Raw genomic sequence first — 17,570 nt, forward strand, 5'->3', positions numbered from 1 at the left:
GATCAGAAAAGGGCGTAAGGGAGTGAGTAGGCGATGATTGGGGGAAGGGCAAGTGGGATTTTGTCTAATCGGGCACTTAGATGGAGGGAATGAAAAAGCCCCCACCTTAGAGGTGAGGGCTAGTGATTGTCATTGGTTTGCGGGGTACTTCTAGTGCTCCATAGGGTTTTCACCAGAAGCATCACCCAGGTGAGCGCTTTCGGCTGGCAAGAAGCGCTTGAAGCGGGTCTTGTCGATTGCCTTCATGTAGGCCTCCTCTGGGCTGACGATGCCTTCACGGAGTTTGTCCCAGATAGCTTCATCCATGAACTGCATGCCATCAGCTTTACCCTGAGTAATCACGTCATAAAGCTTCTGGGTCTTACCTTCACGAATGATGGAAGATACAGCAGGAGTGGAGAACATGATTTCGTTAACCGCCACTCGACCAGGCTTGTCGACTCGTTTCATGAGCAGCTGGGCAAGAACGCCCTCTAGGGATGCGGCCAGCATGGTGCGCACCTGTGACTGCTGGTCAGCAGGGAAGACGTCAATAATACGGTCAACTGTCTTACGGGCATTGTTGGTGTGCAATGTGCCAAAGACTAGAAGTCCAGTCTCAGCAGCAGTAAGCGCCAATGAAATGGTTTCAAGGTCACGCATCTCACCAACGAGCACAATATCAGCATCTTCACGAAGTGATGCACGAAGCCCGTCAGAGAAGGTGGGGCACTGCATAGGGACCTCGCGCTGAGTGATGATGGATTTCTTGTTTCCATGAACGAACTCAATTGGTTCCTCTACGGTAATGATGTGCCTGTTGTAGTTGGTATTAATGTAATCGAGGAGTGCTGCCAGGGTTGTAGATTTACCTGAGCCTGTCGGGCCTGTGACAAGGACGAGGCCTGAACGGATGGTGGCAAAGCGTTTCACAACCTCTGGGATGCCGAGTTGCTCAAGAGAGGCAATCTTGGTTGGGATGAGACGGAAAACTGCTCCTAGCCCATTCTTCTGCTTTAGGTAGTTACAGCGGAATCGGGACTGCTCGTCCATTTCGTAGGCAAAGTCGAGGTCGCCGCCATTCAGGTAGTCTTCAAATGGTCCAGGCTCGCAAATTTCAGCGAGCATTTGGCGGAAAGATTCGCCCTCGAGGACGGGTTCGTCGGGAATGGCGGAGACGCCGCCATGAATACGGAGTTTTGGTGGAGAGCCTTCTGAAAGGTGCAAGTCAGAGCCACCATGTTCTACAAGGTACTTAAAATATTTGTCGATAATTGCCATATGATTACAGCGGTAAAAATTTAAAAATGATTAAGATTGGAAGTAAGACTGCATGAGCGCTTTGTCTTCACATCTGAAGAGAGCTTCTTCCTGTGTGATGAGACCTTTCGCGTACAGATTCTTAAGTGACTCATCCATAGTCACCATGCCAACATTTTTACCTGTTTGCATGATGCCTGGCAGCATGAAGGTCTTGCCGTCACGAATAGTCGCTGCAGTAGCTGCAGTGTTCACCAGAAGCTCCAGGGCGAGCTCACGGCCAGTTCCATCAGCACGAGGTACAAGCTGCTGGGAAATGATGCCTCTCAGTGATTCAGCCACCATGATGCGGATTTGCTCCCTTTGGTCGGTCGGGAAAACATCCAAAATACGGTCCAGTGTGCGAGGTGCATTACCAGTGTGTAGTGTCGCTAGAACCAAGTGTCCAGTTTCCGCAGCGGTAAGGGCAAGGGAGATGGTCTCCAGATCGCGCATTTCACCAACCATGATAATATCAGGATCTTCTCGAAGTGCGCCTCTCAAGGCTCTTGGATAAGACTCGGTGTGCGTGTGAACTTCACGCTGGTTGATATGGCAACCTTTGGATTCGAAAACATACTCAATCGGATCTTCAAGGGTGAGAATGTGATCTTGCCTGTCCTTGTTAATGAAATCGACCAATGCCGCCAATGTGGTAGATTTACCGGAACCCACAGATCCTGTTACGAGAATCAATCCGTTGTGATAACGCGTCAATGGGACAAGGTGTTCCATGGGTAGCTGGAGCTCCTCCATACTGCGGATACGCGTGTTGATGATACGAAAAACGATGTCGTATCCGAGGCGCTGTCTAACTACGGATGCACGGAAGCGGCCAAAGTCATTCTGATAGGCAAAGTCAACATCACCGACTGCCTCGAGACGCTCCATTTGCTCTCTTGTAAGGAATGAGCGCATGAGTGTTTCGGTCTGTTCTGCCGTCAGTGGTGGAGCATCTTCCCAGACTGGTTGGAGTTTGCCATAACGCCTCCATGCTGGTGGGAACATTGTGGCAAGGTGAATGTCCGAGCATTCGTATTCGACGCCGATCTGGAGATAGGTGTCTACGTGGTTATATACAGGAATATCTGACATATGAGTTTTTGAGTAATTCGGTAATTGGGCTATAAACTCAGTTTGGGTTCGGTGATTTGATGAATTGGCTGTGATTCCGGTATGGTGGTTTTATTGGAGTAGTCCGCGCGGCCAATTCTTGATGTGTAGTCAAGATGTTGGTGCTTTGCGCGGAGGAATGTTATCTCTTCATTTCATCACACATGGTATAGAGTGCACTTAAGAAAACAGGGAAATAGAATATGACACGCAAAAAATGACCCAAATAGGTGAAGTTTTTTTGGATGTTTACATAGGCATCTGGTTTTCAGGTGGTCTGGATGAGATGTGCGTGGAGCTTATGGCAGCATGCTTGAGGTGTGAATAATTAATGTTGACGTATAATTTAGATGTATTAAATGTGTACCCATGAACACGTTTAGTGCTTATGTTATGTCCCAAGTGGAAAAATTACTTCGTTTTCTGGCCTCGATGAAGTCCAGGCGTAGCATGAATCAAGTGGCTGAGCAGTTAGAGTTGCCTTTTGGGGTGAAGAGTCATTTTCAGGTTAATTCGAGTGTGCGACGCAAGCATCGCTGAATAGAGGGGTAATTTTGGCATTGTGAACTAAATCTCACCAATACCTATTTAGGCTTTGAATTCATCGAGCCAAACGTAGTAGATAAATTTTCACATTTTCCGCTTAGTGTACGGACCCTATCTGTGTATAAGCACCATCAAAACCATGGAAAAACCTTTATCATCTATTAATCCGGGTATGCGCTGGAGTGCCCGTAATGCAATCGCTGCTTGTGCAGTGGGGTGCATGTTTTACAGCGCGTCCATTACTGGTGGGTACTCACAAGAGTCTGATAATTCTTTGGTGCAGAGGGAGGTTGCAAAGAGGTCGAAGAATTTAGCCCAAGCAAAGCAGCACCTTTTGTCAGGGGACGGTCATTACAAGAAGCAAGAGTATGCTGAGGCTGTCTCTGAGTATTCTAAGGCCTTCGATGTTGTGCCTAGCGCAGGGCTCGCAAACGATGTGCGCTTTGTTGTGGCGGATAGATATGCTCAGGCGGCAACTGAGTACGCCAGGGGTCTCGCCAAGAATGGCCAATACGACCAAGCGCGTGCACTGCTCGACAAGGTTTTACAAGATGATGTAGCTCCTGGTCACGTTGGAGCGATGACACTTCTCGCACAAGTCGATGACCCAATCCGCTATAACACCGCCCTCACCCCAGAGCATGTTCAGCAAATTGAGAAGGTGGCTCATGGCTTAAGAAGGGCAGAAGGGTATTTCATGTTAGGTCAATATGACCTTGCTTTGGTTACCTACGAGGAAGTTCTGCAACTGGATAAATACAATAAGGCTGCAAGACGCGGCATGGAGAAAGTAGCGAAGACTATCTCCGACTATTCCGTATCCGCCTCAGATCATACGCGTGCTGAATTCCTTAAAAAAGTAGATGAAGCTTGGGAGACTAAAGTGAACCCCAAGATTGATTTAAGTGGGATCAATACTCCGGGAGGACTCAGCACTGATGTGGTCAATGCGCAGAGAATCCGGGGGAGTAAGTTTAAGCAGATGGTAATTCCTGTTGTCGATTTTCAGGATATCGACATTCAGGAGGCCTTGGATGTTCTTCGTCATTGGTCCAGGCAGTATGATACTACTGAGCTAGATCCAGATAAAAAAGGGTTTAACTTTATCCTGCGTGCAGGTGATCCAGGCTCTGATGTGCACAAGGGTATCTTCAGTAAGAAAATTTCCCTGCAATTGCGTAATGTTCCTATGGACAAGGTCTTGGACTATGTCACCAGGGCTACAGACACTCAGTGGCGAGTTGAGGACTACGCCGTAGTGTTGACGCCAGGTGGTATGCTGGATTCACAGCTTGTACAGCGGAGCTTCACAGTGCCGCCTAGCTTTATGCAGGATGCTGTATCTGGTGAAGGTGCTGCAGAGGACGACCCTTTCTCTGCGGAGACGAGTTCAAGTGTTCTTAGGCCTCAACTCTCAGCTCAAGAGTATTTGAAGCGTCTTGGTGTATCATTTCCGGAAGGAGCTACAGCCAGTTATGTTCGTGGCACAAACCAACTTAGTGTGCGTAACACGGAGACTAATCTAAACCTTATTGAGGATTACATCAGAAGCATCCGCCAAAGCGAGAGCGTACAGGTGATTGTTAATTTTACGATTCTTGATATCACCCAAGAAAACCTTCAGGAGCTCGGTTATGACTGGCTACTTGGGCAGCAAAATCTGAAAAGTAACAATTATTTCCTCGGAGGGGGAACTACTGGCAATGGTAGTCAATTTTCTCCTGTTGGTAATTTCGATGGACTTGACCCTGTCACAGCAGGGAATCGCAGTGGAGAGACGATGTTTAATAACAATGCCATTGATGAGCTGATTGGTGGATACAAGGTTCCTGGTACAGTGCCATCGAGGGCGCCGGGAGCACTACAAGTCACAGGCTTCATCAATAACTCGACTTTCCAGATGATCATGCGTGGCTTGGACCAGAAGAAGGATGAGTCCCGCATGTTCAACCCATCGGTGATTGTTCGCCCAGGAGAGCGTGCACGCCTCTTCTCTGGTAACCAGTTAGTCTATCCTACTGAATACGAGCCACCAGAGCTTCCCAACCAAGTAGGGGGCGGGAACGGTGCCTTCCCGGTAACTCCAAGTACGCCTACAGCGTTTGAAACAGTCGACCTAGGTTTTGATTTCGAGGTAGAGCCCACGGTAGGTGAAGATCGGAACTACATAGAACTTAGACTTAATCCAGTCTATACGCAGTTAGATGGCTTTATTGATTACGGAAGTCCAATCAGTAGCATTATTACTGATCCGATTACAGGATTGCCTATGAGCTACAATCTTACGGGTAACAATATCCTCATGCCGGTCTTTAGCAAAATCAGGCTCAATACCTCGGTTACCCTGAGAGACGGAGTAACGATGGTCGTGGGTGGTTTGCATCAATCGCGCATTGATAAGGTGGAGGACAAGGTGCCTGTGTTGGGCGACATTCCATTCATCGGCCGATTCTTCCAATCCTCAGGATACAGGCCTACTAAGCGGGCTCTGGTGATGTTTGTGCATGCCAAACTTGTCGATCCTACGGGGAAGGCATGGGCTGACCGCTAATGTGGCTTTTGGTCTGGATATAAAGAGACTTTGGAGTTATTGCTAAAGTCTCTTTAGTCGCAATTTAATTATATATCAAGGTGTCAAAGAAAACGCGAAAACCTACTCTGGAAGAGATGGTGGAGGACTTGCAGCGTAGCAGCAAGAACCGAAGGGACGAGGAAGAAAAGCCCAAGCTAGTGGTACGCGCTGATGGGAGTGAGATGCTTAAGGTCCGTAAGCGGAAGAGGCGTAGTCATCAACCGCGTAAAGAGGCGGCTAAGCGTAAACGAAAGCAACGTTTTATCCTAATCGCTTCTGCGATGATGCTGTTCTTTGCGGTGGCATTATCTATTGCCGTTTCTTTGGGATACCATAATAGCCAAGGCTTTCACGATAAAGTGAAGCAGCTAGTTCAGGGTAAGACAGGAGCGTCTGTGGAGATGGGGCTCTTAACTGTTGGTCCCGGGGCGGCTGAAATGGATGAGGTGAGCTTGGTGTGGAAAGAGGGTGAGGGAGCGATCAAGAGTCTCGAACTGAAGAAACTGAACACGAATTATGGTCTCAGTGGATTCTGGGGCGGTAAATGGAAAATGCGTGGCATCAATTCCTCGGAAGGTAGATTGATTCTGCAAGATTCCCAGAGCGCCTCAGATGATATGGTGGCAGATTCTCAGATCAAGTTCGAGTACGATTACATTCGCTGCTCAAACTTGAACATTCATTTCGGGGAGCTGACCAAGACACCTGCTATTGAAGGGTCTGATGTAGTTTTGAAGCAGTCTGAAAATGAATCCACTCAGATTAGTTTCAACGGGGGTAAACTGAACTTTCCCTCTTTGGAAGGCCTGCAGATAGAGAATGCTCTAATTCAGCTTCATGACGGGAGAAAAGACATCAATGTCCGTCTAACAGATGAGAAGAAATTTGGCTCAATCACACTTGAGGGGAATACGCCTTTTACATCATCTGGCACCACTCAACTAGATGCCCAGTTAGAGGAATTCCCCATCTCGAAGATACTGCCTCAGCATGCCCAGCGCTTTTTCGAGGGTAGAATCAACTCAGAGGAAGCTAAGCTCGTGATGGCACCTGGAAAATTGTCTCAATTGGAATTTGAGTCTTCATTTCAAGGTGCTGTACTAAGGATGCATGGGTTTCCGTTTTTCAAAGACCTTGGAAACTTATTAGGGCACAAGTGGTATGAGCGCCCTCGTTTTAACCGTAATATCCAAGGTGACATCCATCGCAAAGGGAATACGCTCTACGTTACTAACTTTACGGCTGAAAGTTCTAAGCATCTTAAGCTTAAAGGTGAATTTATGATCGATGAGCACGGCAAAGTCTCTGGACAATTTAAAGTGGGTATTCCCGCGGAATTGGCTAATCCATTCAGAGACAGGCTTCCAAAGGAGATGTTCTCCAAGGCTGTTGATGGTTTCATGTTCACTGATATCCAATTGAGTGGCGATGTGCACGAGGTGAAGGATGATTTTAAGTCTCGTGTGGATGCTATGGTGAAAGAAGCAGGAGCAAAAGTTCCTGAGAGTCAGAAGACAGCACCTCAAGGCGACGATTCCAAGAAAGAGTCCAGTATTGAAAACGAATACTTTGGAGAGTGAGAATTGGTAATCTAATAAGTAGTAGGATTTCGCAACTCATCGCTGTGTTGTTGTGCAGCGTCACACTATATACAGTGCTAGATGCGGCTGAAGCAGCCCCCAGCAATTCAGACGTCAACACGCTCATAGATAGACTCAAGTTCCAGGAGAATCTAGACTGGAATGATTTTTTGATAACGGATCATCTTCCAGAGATACAGCGGGATGAACTTAATAAGAAGATCCAGTCTCAGATAAGGAACAAGATTCGGAAGGAATATCACTTTGAGGTTCTCGATAAGAAGGTTCTTCGTGATGTGTGTGCATTTATTATCTGTGCCACTGACGAGAGGAATCCAATTTTTTCTGAGATCAGCGGACTCACTTTCTGTAAAGTCAAAGATCAATGGAAGCTGACCCCATTGATGGGGAGTTTTCGTCACACAGGCTTCAATCTCTATCAGTTAGAGGCTGAAGCAAGGCAGCGTGAACTTGAGAAATGGGTGTTCAAGCAACAGGCGGTTTACAAATCGAAAGTCCAAGGACAACAGGAGAATAAACTCTTGAATAAAATTAGTGAGTTTAGCTCGGAGTCCGCTTTTCAAGCGAAGGAGCCTTCTGCTCTGGTGTTGTATTTCTTGAGTATGGTTAAGCAGGCCAATTTTCATGCTATAGCAGCTTGTCTGGGGGTTGATCTCGCAGAGTCATTTGGTGATGATGAGCTACAAGCAATATATTCGCTTGTGGAGGGTTTGAGTGGTGGAAGACAAGTGGGCGATTGGGCCAAACTACAGGAGCAACCATATATAGCAACCGTTCTGGAAGATGACGATAATGAGATGGTTTCTGTAGCCATGTTTTTTCCTGAGCTTGAGCCTAAGGAGCAAATTCTTGAATTCTCTGTAAAGAAGATGGGTAGTAGATGGGTGCTCGAGTTACCCGATAATATGAGCTTGGATGATGAGGGTAAATTTTCTGATGCAGATTTTCGCGGTTGGAAACTCAAGCGTGAAAACCGAAGTCGCCTAGATGAAGTATCACCTTTGATTATCAGTTCATTAAAACCTGTGTCAGCTGATTCTTCCGGCGTGCTTTTGGAGCGGCTTCTTAAAGCATTAAGTGAAGGTGATTTTGCGACATGGTGCTCCTGTATCAAATTCATGGATGAGGCAGACAAGGCAGTGAGACGTGATGAGTTAATTGCTGCGGCTGAGTCATGGTCAGAAATCAAGAAAAAGAGCCTGATGGCTTTCAAGTTGGTCTCTGTTCGTGAAGCTGAGAATGTTGCCGTTGCCAAAGTTCTTGCTGTATCTAAACAAAGGCCGAATGACTACGTGATTGATTATCTAGTGCTGTGTAAAGCTAATCAGCAGTGGCATATGGTAATGGAGAAGAGTTTTGAAGGTGATGATGCGGAAGGGTTACGTGCCGCTCGTGATAAGCTCATTAAAGAGATTAAAGATGAGGGTGATGTGGATGTGGCCCCGCTTCTCCTTGGAGAGTGTCATGTGATAAGCCTTGCTAATTTCGCTGATTGTACGGGAGTCGATCAATCTGCAGTAAAAGAGAGTTATCTCAGATACGATGATTCACTGATGAAGGAGGATTATGCCAATGCTCTCAAAGTTGCGGCGGCAATTAAAGGCACGGAACTCCAAACTCTAGCTGCGCTCGGGGCTGACCTCAGAGGCAGGCAAGACAAGGACTCGAAGTATGAGTTTATTGTCGCCCATAAAGCAGCCCAAATGTGTGCCGCTACGATCCGTCTCACGAATCGTCGGTCTAGTGATGTAGAGTATCTTTTATACTTTTACTGTAAGGATGGAGAGCAAGTATTGGTGCTGCCCTACCTTCAATATCGATATGAGCAAAGTCGTGGCGCCAGATTGTTTAATGCCAAAGTTCTGGAGTTCGTAGAAGGTCTCAAAGATCAAGGAATAAAAGATTCATTTATGAGCTTAATTAATAAGCACAACGAGCTGGTTAACGAAATGCGGAATGAGTAGTGTATATGGATAGGGTCACAGATGTATTGTCGATAGGTCACCGAATTGAGGATGCAATCAAGACTGTCATCAAAGGTCAGGATGGACTCATCCGTAAAGTCCTCTGTTGTCTTGGGGCCGGTGGTCATATGCTTCTTGAAGACTATCCTGGTACAGGCAAGACGACATTAGCCAAAGCGGTTGCAAGATCCATGGGGGAGGATGGTTTCCAGCGCATCCAGTTTACGCCGGACCTCCTGCCATCGGACATTCTTGGTGTGTCCGTGCTCGATCCTCGCTCTGGGGATTTTAAATTTCATAAGGGTCCAGTATTCGCAAATGTTCTGTTAGCAGACGAAATCAATAGAGCCTCACCTCGCACCCAGAGTGCTCTGCTGGAGGTGATGTCTGAAAAGCAGGCCACAATCGAAGGAAGACGTTATCAGTTTGACGGTGTATTTTTTGTCATCGCAACTCAGAATCCTGTGGAATTTAGGGGAACATATCCTATTCCTGAGGCGCAGATGGATCGCTTTGCTATGCAGTGTACTATGGGCTATGTTGATATGGATCACGAGGTTGAGATTTTGAGTGATCAGCAAGGAAGCTCACACCCTTTGAATGCACTGAACCAAGTCGTATCTGTGGATGATGTTGTGGCTTGGCAGCAGTCAGTCTCAGCAGTACGTATCAGTGATGAGCTAAAGCACTATATTGTACGATTAGTGGGAGCTACGCGTCAGCATAAGGACGTACGTCTGCCAGCTAGTCCTCGTGCCTCACTGTCTCTGATGAAAGTGTCTCAAGCGATGAGTGTCATGAATGGATCAGACTTTGTCTCTCCGGAGGTTATTCAAGAGGTTGCAGCGGATGTAATCGGTCATCGTCTGGTGATTGATTCAGAGGCCAAGTTTGCTGGAATTAGTGGCCGCAGCATTGTGGATGCTCTGTTAGGCGAAGTGGCTGTCCCTTGTTGAGTAACTGAGAACTAGGGGAGAGTGCCTTGAAAAAACTTCTGCAAGCTCGTTTATATCACCTCTATAAGCTGGGAGGTAGCGTGCAGAACAGTGCTCGTAAGCGGGTGACGCCCATAGGTTATCTGGTGCTGCTGGCTTTCCCTTGTGCCAGTTCCTTTGCTGTGGTCTATGCCAGAGCATCATTGATACAGATGATGAGTGTATTTGGGGCAGTCTTGGTGATTGCTTTTTTTCTTACTTGGTTGAGAAATTCTCGAATCCGAATAAGTCGCGACTTGCCTCGTTTGGCCAGCGTTGGCGAGGATTTGGTTTATACTGTCCATTACGAGAACCTCAGGTCAGGTAAGCTTGCTAATTTTCTTCTGGAAGAACTGCCTCCCGATCCAAGTCCTAGTAAGGAGCTGTTTTTGGGATCAACTGAACCGGGTGAGGAACAGCGGAATGCATTTGACCGTACCTTTATTGCTTACCGCTGGATGTGGCTGGTTAAGCAGCGTATTTTTTTTGATAGTAAGGCTACGGTTTGTGAGTCTGTTAGAAAAGGGGAGTCAAAGCATTGCCTGATGCAGATCACTCCTAAGCGGAGAGGGGTGATCAAGCTTTCGAATATGAGGGCTTTGCTTCCAGATCCTTTAGGAGTATTCCAGCGGATACAGCAGGTCGAGCAAAGCACAGACCATCTCATTGTTCTGCCGAAGCGTTATCGTGTAGGTGACCTTCATTTGAGTGGGAGTTCCCGTAATCAAATTGGAGGTGAAGCGCTCTCGTCGATCAGTGGGCATGCAGGTGAATTTGTGGGGCTTCGTGAATATCGGCCTGGAGATCCGCTCCGGCATATTCATTGGCCAAGCTGGGGGAAATCCGGGAAGCCCATTGTCAAAGAGTATGAGGATGTCTTCTTTCCTCGCTATGGGTTGTTTCTGGATACCGTAGTTTCTGCTGAAAAAGCGAACCTGTTTGAGGAGGGGGTATCCTTGGCTGCGTCCTTTGCCTGTGCAGTAGATACGCGGGAGTGCTTGCTGGATCTGATATTCATGCAGCAAGGGGCGAAGGTGCTTACAGTTGGCCGTGGAGTGGCGAAGGTGGAGAATATGTTGGAGACACTGGCCGGCGTGGAAATTGACCTAAAGCCTAACTGGCAGGAACTCGAGAAGATGATTCTTCAGCATACCGAGAATCTCACGGCCTGTATCGCTATATTTTGTGATTGGTCAGAAGACCGCCTCAAGATGGTCCAGAAGTGGGAGGCAGCAGGCTTAAGCCTCTTGCTCTTTTATGTGTGTGATGATGAGAAGCTAGCTCGTGAACAGTTGAAGGGGATGGCCAAGCGTTTCAAAATAGCACCTGTGGATAAGATCCAGCAGGTGCTATACAGTCTTTAAAATATCTTTAGAGAAGTGGTGGTTATTTGATGACACCCGTCTTCTCAATCTCAGATCTCTTGTCTCTGAGCTTTTTGAGTAGCCTCTCTACAATCTCAGGCTGTTCGCTAGCCCGATCAATACGCTCGCCAAGATCTTCTTCTACGTTGAAAAGAAGCGGCTGTTTCTCCGAGGCTTTGAAATTGTAATTATTACCAGTCTGAGAACCGATCCGGATATGTAGCTTCCAGGGCCCTACACGAATAGCGGACGGTTTGTTGTCAAAATAGCTGTAGATAAACTCAAAGTCGTCGACCTTCTGGGAGTCAGAGCCCAATAGATACGGGCTGATGTTTCTCCCATCTAGTTTCCGGTCATCTGGCAGTTTTGCTCCTGTGATAGTAAGTACGGTTGGCAGGACATCAAGTGTGCTGACCGGGGCTAGAAGGCGTTGAGGCTTGATGACTCCGGGCCAATAGAAGATTCCTGGAACTCTGTGACCGCCTTCCCAGGTAGAGCCTTTACCGTCTCTGAATGGCTGGGCATAACCTACATGAGTTCTGGCTTCGCCGTATTTGGGGTGATTCTTGAACTTCAAATCACGGAAGAGAATCCATGGGCCATTATCTGAGGAGAATACGACTAAGGTGTTTTTGTCGATTCCTTCATCCTTGAGAGTTTGAAGAATGCGCCCAACGGAGTCGTCGACCTCAGCCATGACGTCGCCTAGAAGACCGCGCTTGGATTTACCTTTGAATTTTTCGCTGACGTATAAGCCCAGGTGCGGCTGGTTATGGGCTACATAGGCGAAGAATGGTTTGTCTTTGTTCTGTTTGATGAAGGATACTGCGGCATCGGTGTAGAGTCCGGTGAGGGAAGTGGATGCTTCATCATCGGACGGAAGGTTTTTAGCGACTTCACTGTAGCCCTTGACGGGCTTGTTTCCCGATGGATCAGATTTTAAGAGCTTGGCGTTATCGTAGTCGTGGGAGACATTGGTGCCAACCCAGGTGTCAAAGCCATGAGCGAGAGGGAGGGCTTCAGTACTCATTTGATTGCCCTTGTTTGGATTGCCTAGATGCCACTTGCCAAACATGCCAGTCTTGTAGCCATTGGCTTTGAGTCCCTCAGCGATGGTGATCTCAGCACTTCGGAGGTGAGGCTTCGATCCAGGTCCAATTACCCAGGTTCCAAAGCCTGAGCGGCCAGGGTAGCGCCCTGTGAGTAGTGAGTAGCGGGAGGCACTGCAGGCGGGGGAACTTACGTAGAATTGGGTGCAGTTCAATCCATTATGTGCCAGTCTGGAGATGTTCGGGGTCTCGATGACGGGGTTGCCATTGTAGGAAAAATCACCGTATCCGGAATCATCCAAATAGATGATGATGACATTCGGCTTGTCCATGACTTCTCTGGCTTGTGCCAGAGGGAGCGAGCAAGCGCAGGCTAGACTGAATAGAGTGGGAAAAATTTTCATGGTGTCTGTGTGAGTGTGAATCTGCATACGCAGGATGGGGGATGAGATTTTCATTTCAATAGAAGATCTCAAGAAGAGAAGAGATTTCATTTTACTGAGCCATGTGTGGAGTGTTTGATCCACGTATGGCACGTGAGTACCAGCTTAAGAAGACCGTCACCGAAAACGCATCCGGTATCGACTATGCAGCTGAATTGAATGAACAGCAGTATGCTGCGGTGTCTTCACGTCCTGGGGCCTCTCTGGTGATTGCTGGTGCAGGCAGTGGAAAGACACGGACTCTGACATACCGGGTGGCCTATCTGCTCGACAGAGGGGTTGACCCGCGAAACATTCTTTTGCTGACCTTCACAAATAAGGCATCACGGGAAATGCTTGAGAGGGTACGTGAATTGATCTCTCAGGATATCTCGGATTTGTGGGGAGGTACCTTCCACTCTATTTGTAACCGTATTCTGAGGCGCCACGCTGACGAACTGGGCTTCACCCGAAGTTTTTCCATTCTAGATCGAGACGATCAGAAAGCCTTGCTCAATGCCGTCATAGCGGACTGCAAAATTGATACACAGAGTAGAAGGTTCCCGAAGCCCGATGTTCTGGCTTCAATCTTCAGCTTGATGGAAAATACCAAGGAGAGTCTGGAGGATATCCTGGAGGTTCGTTATCCATATTTTGAGGAATGGCTGGACGATATCAAGCGTGTACAGAAGGGCTATGTTCAGAAGAAGCTGGATGTAAACTCAATGGATTTTGATGATCTGCTGGTCCTTACCCTGAAGTTGCTCAAGAAGGATGAAGATCTCAGAGAGCTATATCAGAAGAAGTTCAAACACGTATTGGTGGACGAGTATCAAGACACGAACATCATCCAATGTGAGCTGATTGATTTATTAGTAGCCAAGAATAAAAGCCTCATGGTTGTGGGTGATGACGCTCAGTCGATCTATTCCTGGCGTGGCGCGAATATGAAGAACATCCTTCGCTTCCAAGATCGATATCCGGGAGCCGCAGTCTACAAGATTGAGACCAACTACCGCAGTTGCCCTGAGATCCTAGAACTCTCCAATGCCGCCATTAAGGCGAACACGGAACAAATCCCCAAGGAACTACGTGCTCATAGGGTTGGGGGCAGTATGGTGCCGGCCCTGATTCCTCTGAACGACCCCCGCACCCAAGCGGAGTTCGTTACCCAGCGCATCCTAGAGTTGCGTGATGAAGGGGTGGAGCTTGAGGAGATGGCCATCCTGTACCGGGCTCATTATCAGAGCATGGAAATCCAGATGGAAATGACCACGCGAGACATCCCGTTCCATATCACCTCGGGACTACGATTCTTCGAGCAAGCGCATATTAAGGATGTCTCTTCGTTCATCAGGTTTGCGGTGAATCGTCAGGATGAGGTAAGCTTCAAGCGGATGGTATCTCTCTTGCCCGGCGTAGGTGCTAAGAGTGCGGATAATTTATGGAAAGCATGGGTAGCGCATCCGGCATGTAGAGCTGAGAGCCCACCTCAGTCCTTCTCTAAAATCATGATGGAGTTCAAGGTGCCTAAGAAGTCGCAGGCACATTGGGAGCAACTCTGCTACACCATGGATGAGTTGGTTCATTCAGATGGTTTCGCTGTGCCATCTGAAATGATCTTCAGTATCCAGGAGGGGGTCTATGATGACTACATGAGGGGGAGTTTTGATAACTACGAGAACAGAAAACAGGATATCGAGCAATTGATGACCTATGCACGAAGCTACAGTGATGTGCTGGAGTTCTTGGCGCAACTTTCACTGATGAGTTCAGTGGATTCGTCTCCAACGGGCAGCAAAGCGGAAAAAGATGAAGAAGGGGTAACGCTGTCCTCGATTCATCAGGCCAAAGGGCTTGAATGGAAAGTCGTCTTTGTGGTCTGGCTGGCAGATGGCATGTTCCCTAATGGGAGAATTCTGGAGTCTGAAGATCTGGAGATGCTGGAGGAGGAGAGGCGCTTGTTCTACGTAGCCATCACTCGGGCCAAGGATGAGCTTTACCTGACCTATCCAATGATGAATCCGAAAAGCTATACAGGAGAAATCCTCCAGAATCCTTCAAGGTTTCTCGACGATTTCCCGTCAGATCTTGTGGAAGAGTGGGTGGTGGATTCCGGCTGGTAGGGTTAGAAATGGTCTTTGAATGAGCGTCTGGTGGCGAAGCCAAATAACAAGGTGCATGCGAGGCCGCCTACCAAGAAAGGTAGGAACTCCTGTGCCAGGGAGTCATGGAGGCCATGTTTGCTAGCCCGGATAATCATTGCGGCTGAGGCTATGACTGCAACAGTCAGAGAAAATAGGAACAAGAAACCAAGAAGGCAGCAGGTGGGAGTGGGTCTGCTAGGTGTAGGGATGCCATTCATCAGGCTTCCTCTAGATTCTCATCATCTTGCTCGGCGATATCCTCGTCCGTGGGCAATTCTTCGATGATTTCACCTGCCTCAATGGCGGCCATGCGCTGGCGTTCTTCCTCGTGAGAGACAATTTGTAATGTGGCTTGAATGCCGTCACGTACCGCTGCAGCCTTAAGGATGTTGCGAATGGCGCTGGCCGTAAATCCATTGCGGCCAATGAGGATAGCCACATCATTCTGATTCAGCACCAGTCTGAAGCGGATATGGTTATCCGACACCTCTGCCACCTTTAGCTGGGCCTCATCTGGGTACTTAATAAATTGCAGGGCGATGAACTGGAGAAAATTCCTGATCTGATCCGTGGTCTGTTGCATAAGGTTACTTTCAAGTTCTGCGAAGCAAGTTTCAAGCAATTTGCTGTGTAAAGATAAGCTTGTACTTGCAAGTCTGCTCGCATAGCGAGAGAGTTCTCGCATGCGCTACGGAGAGAAGCTTTCCAAGAGAATCAAAGATACAAATTCAAGGCTCTGTGTGGGCTTAGACCCTCGTCCCGACCTCTCGGGAGGCATGGAGAAAATCCCTGATTTACTCAAACAAGTCGTAGATGAGACTTGGGAGTATGCAGCAGCTTTCAAGCCTAACATGGCATACTTTGAGGCAATGGGGCTTCGCGGCCTTGAGATGTTAGAAGAAATGCTGGGCAATATGCCCAATGAAGTGCCCATCATCTTGGATGCCAAACGTTCGGACATTGGAGAGACCCAAAAGTACTACGCGAAGAGCTACTTTGAGAACTGGAATGTGGACGCCGTTACCTTGAATCCGTTTTTAGGATACGATACCATGGAGCCGTTTCTGGACTGGGAAGGGAAGGCTATCTACGTCCTAGCAGTCACCTCCAATCCTGGAAGTGCTGATTTCCAGAGACAAATGGTTGGTGATCGCTATGTCTTTGAGTTGGTGCAAGATATCTGCAGGCGAGCTCATGAAGAAGGGCGCAAAACGGATGTCGGCATGGTAGTAGGTCTCACTAATGCCAGCGATGACGTGCTTAGCCGCATCGATGATTATCCATTGTTGATCCCTGGTTTGGGGGCACAAGGTGGAGATCTTGAAAATATGGCAGGCAAGGGAAGAACTGCACCGGACACTATTAATGTATCTCGAGGAATCATGTACAAGGACATGGAAAAGAGCTTCGGGCAAAAGGCCAAATTCTGGGCCGAGCAGATTGCTGCGTCTTATCCGGCATAAACGGCGACTCTGACCATGCTAACCTCACTGCGCCTGTTAAACTTTCGCTGCTTCGAATCACTGAGTCTGGAGCTTCCTGAGGAGGGCGCGTTGTTTGTGGGCCATAATGCCCAGGGGAAGACCTCCATTTTGGAGGCTGTCTGTGTCCTTGTTCGTCTACATTCACCGCGGGCCAAATCGATGAGGCCGCTCATGAAGTTTGATGCTTCCGAGTTTGGAATAGCTGGCGAGGGGTGGGAGAGAGATTTACAGGTGCGCCACAGCAGAGCTGGTTCCAAAATGCTGATTGATGGTGAGGAGCTAAAAACTCAAGGAGAGTATCTGGAAAATGGAGGCTTGGTTGTCTGGATGGGCAATGAGGATGTGGAGTTGGTTCGAGGCAGCGGGGGGGGTAGGAGGCGTTATCTGGATTTCATTTGTTCCCAGTTGGATCAAGGCTATCGGAGAGCGCTTAGCCGATACCGCAGAGCCTTGAAGGCGCGAAATTTACTACTCAAAGAACCCCGCCTGAGAGAGGATTCCATTCAGGCCTACACGGAAATCTTAATCGAGCACGGTGAGTACATTACCTCTGCCCGCCAGCATGTATTAACGCTTCTGGCCCCACATCTTGCCAATACACAGAAGAGCGTAAGTGGTCGGGAAGAGATCCTTGCTTTTGAGTATCAGCCGGGCTCTGGCGGGAGTATGGTCAGGGCATTTGAATCTACGGCTGAGAGTGAGCGCCGGCAGCGTCAGACTCTTGCGGGCCCTCATCGTGATGATTTTAAGATTTTGCTAAACGGCTTGCCTGCTGGGGACTATGCCAGTGAGGGACAGCAGAGAACAATTGCTCTGGCGATGAAGTTGGCCCAGGGAGATGTCCTGAGGTCCGTTGGCGGTAAAATGCCTGTCTACCTGCTGGATGATATTTTTGGGGAGTTGGATCCTCAGAGACGAAATGCCTTGATGAGATATCTTCCCAAATCAGCTCAAAAATTGATCACCACTACGAACCTGGACTGGATGGATCAAGACCTGGCGGGCTGGAGTAGATACTTGGTGGATGCTGGTTCGGCAAAGCTGGAAGATTCATAA

The 17,570-nt window shown here is 48.1% G+C and carries 12 protein-coding genes; 8 read left to right on the forward strand and 4 right to left on the reverse strand.

Features of this window, described 5'->3' with window-relative positions; genetic code table 11:
* Positions 1-150: 150 nt before the first annotated feature.
* Positions 151-1,260, reverse strand: coding sequence for a type IV pilus twitching motility protein PilT (locus tag BUB27_RS08145; RefSeq protein ID WP_143183318.1), 1,110 nt, complete (start codon positions 1,258-1,260; stop codon positions 151-153).
* Positions 1,261-1,290: 30 nt separating this feature from the next.
* Positions 1,291-2,373: a type IV pilus twitching motility protein PilT gene (locus BUB27_RS08150; protein ID WP_143183319.1), complete on the reverse strand. Its 1,083-nt coding sequence runs from the start codon at positions 2,371-2,373 to the stop codon at positions 1,291-1,293.
* 703 nt (positions 2,374-3,076) lie between these two features.
* Between BUB27_RS08150 and BUB27_RS08155 the strand changes: the two genes are divergently transcribed.
* From BUB27_RS08155 to BUB27_RS08175, 5 genes are all read left to right on the forward strand, one after another.
* Entirely contained in the window at positions 3,077-5,488 is a 2,412-nt protein-coding gene (locus BUB27_RS08155) for an Amuc_1098 family type IV pilus outer membrane protein (protein ID WP_143183320.1), read from the forward strand.
* Positions 5,489-5,568: 80 nt separating this feature from the next.
* Positions 5,569-7,089 (forward strand): AsmA family protein, encoded by a 1,521-nt coding sequence (locus BUB27_RS08160; RefSeq protein ID WP_143183321.1) that lies wholly within the window; start codon positions 5,569-5,571, stop codon positions 7,087-7,089.
* A 74-nt stretch (positions 7,090-7,163) separates the two neighbouring features.
* On the forward strand, positions 7,164-9,074 hold the full coding sequence (locus BUB27_RS08165) for a nuclear transport factor 2 family protein (RefSeq protein WP_143183322.1): 1,911 nt from the start codon (positions 7,164-7,166) through the stop codon (positions 9,072-9,074).
* Between the two features lie 5 nt (positions 9,075-9,079).
* Positions 9,080-10,030: an AAA family ATPase gene (locus tag BUB27_RS08170; RefSeq protein ID WP_143183323.1), complete on the forward strand. Its 951-nt coding sequence runs from the start codon at positions 9,080-9,082 to the stop codon at positions 10,028-10,030.
* A gap of 26 nt (positions 10,031-10,056) precedes the next feature.
* A complete protein-coding gene (locus BUB27_RS08175) occupies positions 10,057-11,412 on the forward strand; it encodes a DUF58 domain-containing protein (protein ID WP_143183324.1) in 1,356 nt (451 codons plus the stop codon).
* Positions 11,413-11,434: 22 nt separating this feature from the next.
* Here BUB27_RS08175 and BUB27_RS08180 read toward each other — a convergent pair whose 3' ends face one another.
* Positions 11,435-12,865: a sulfatase family protein gene (locus BUB27_RS08180; RefSeq protein ID WP_159434874.1), complete on the reverse strand. Its 1,431-nt coding sequence runs from the start codon at positions 12,863-12,865 to the stop codon at positions 11,435-11,437.
* Between the two features lie 101 nt (positions 12,866-12,966).
* On the opposite strand from BUB27_RS08180, the gene BUB27_RS08185 reads away from it, so the two are divergent.
* Positions 12,967-15,009: an ATP-dependent helicase gene (locus BUB27_RS08185; RefSeq protein ID WP_234991715.1), complete on the forward strand. Its 2,043-nt coding sequence runs from the start codon at positions 12,967-12,969 to the stop codon at positions 15,007-15,009.
* A gap of 238 nt (positions 15,010-15,247) precedes the next feature.
* Here BUB27_RS08185 and BUB27_RS08190 read toward each other — a convergent pair whose 3' ends face one another.
* Positions 15,248-15,613, reverse strand: coding sequence for a KH domain-containing protein (locus BUB27_RS08190; protein WP_143183326.1), 366 nt, complete (start codon positions 15,611-15,613; stop codon positions 15,248-15,250).
* Positions 15,614-15,713: 100 nt separating this feature from the next.
* Here BUB27_RS08190 and pyrF point away from each other — a divergent pair, with 100 nt between their 5' ends.
* A complete protein-coding gene (pyrF, locus tag BUB27_RS08195) occupies positions 15,714-16,493 on the forward strand; it encodes an orotidine-5'-phosphate decarboxylase (RefSeq protein WP_143183327.1) in 780 nt (259 codons plus the stop codon).
* A 15-nt stretch (positions 16,494-16,508) separates the two neighbouring features.
* A complete protein-coding gene (recF, locus tag BUB27_RS08200) occupies positions 16,509-17,570 on the forward strand; it encodes a DNA replication/repair protein RecF (protein WP_143183328.1) in 1,062 nt (353 codons plus the stop codon).

The sequence above is a fragment of the Rubritalea squalenifaciens DSM 18772 genome (assembly GCF_900141815.1).
GTDB lineage: Bacteria > Verrucomicrobiota > Verrucomicrobiia > Verrucomicrobiales > Akkermansiaceae > Rubritalea > Rubritalea squalenifaciens.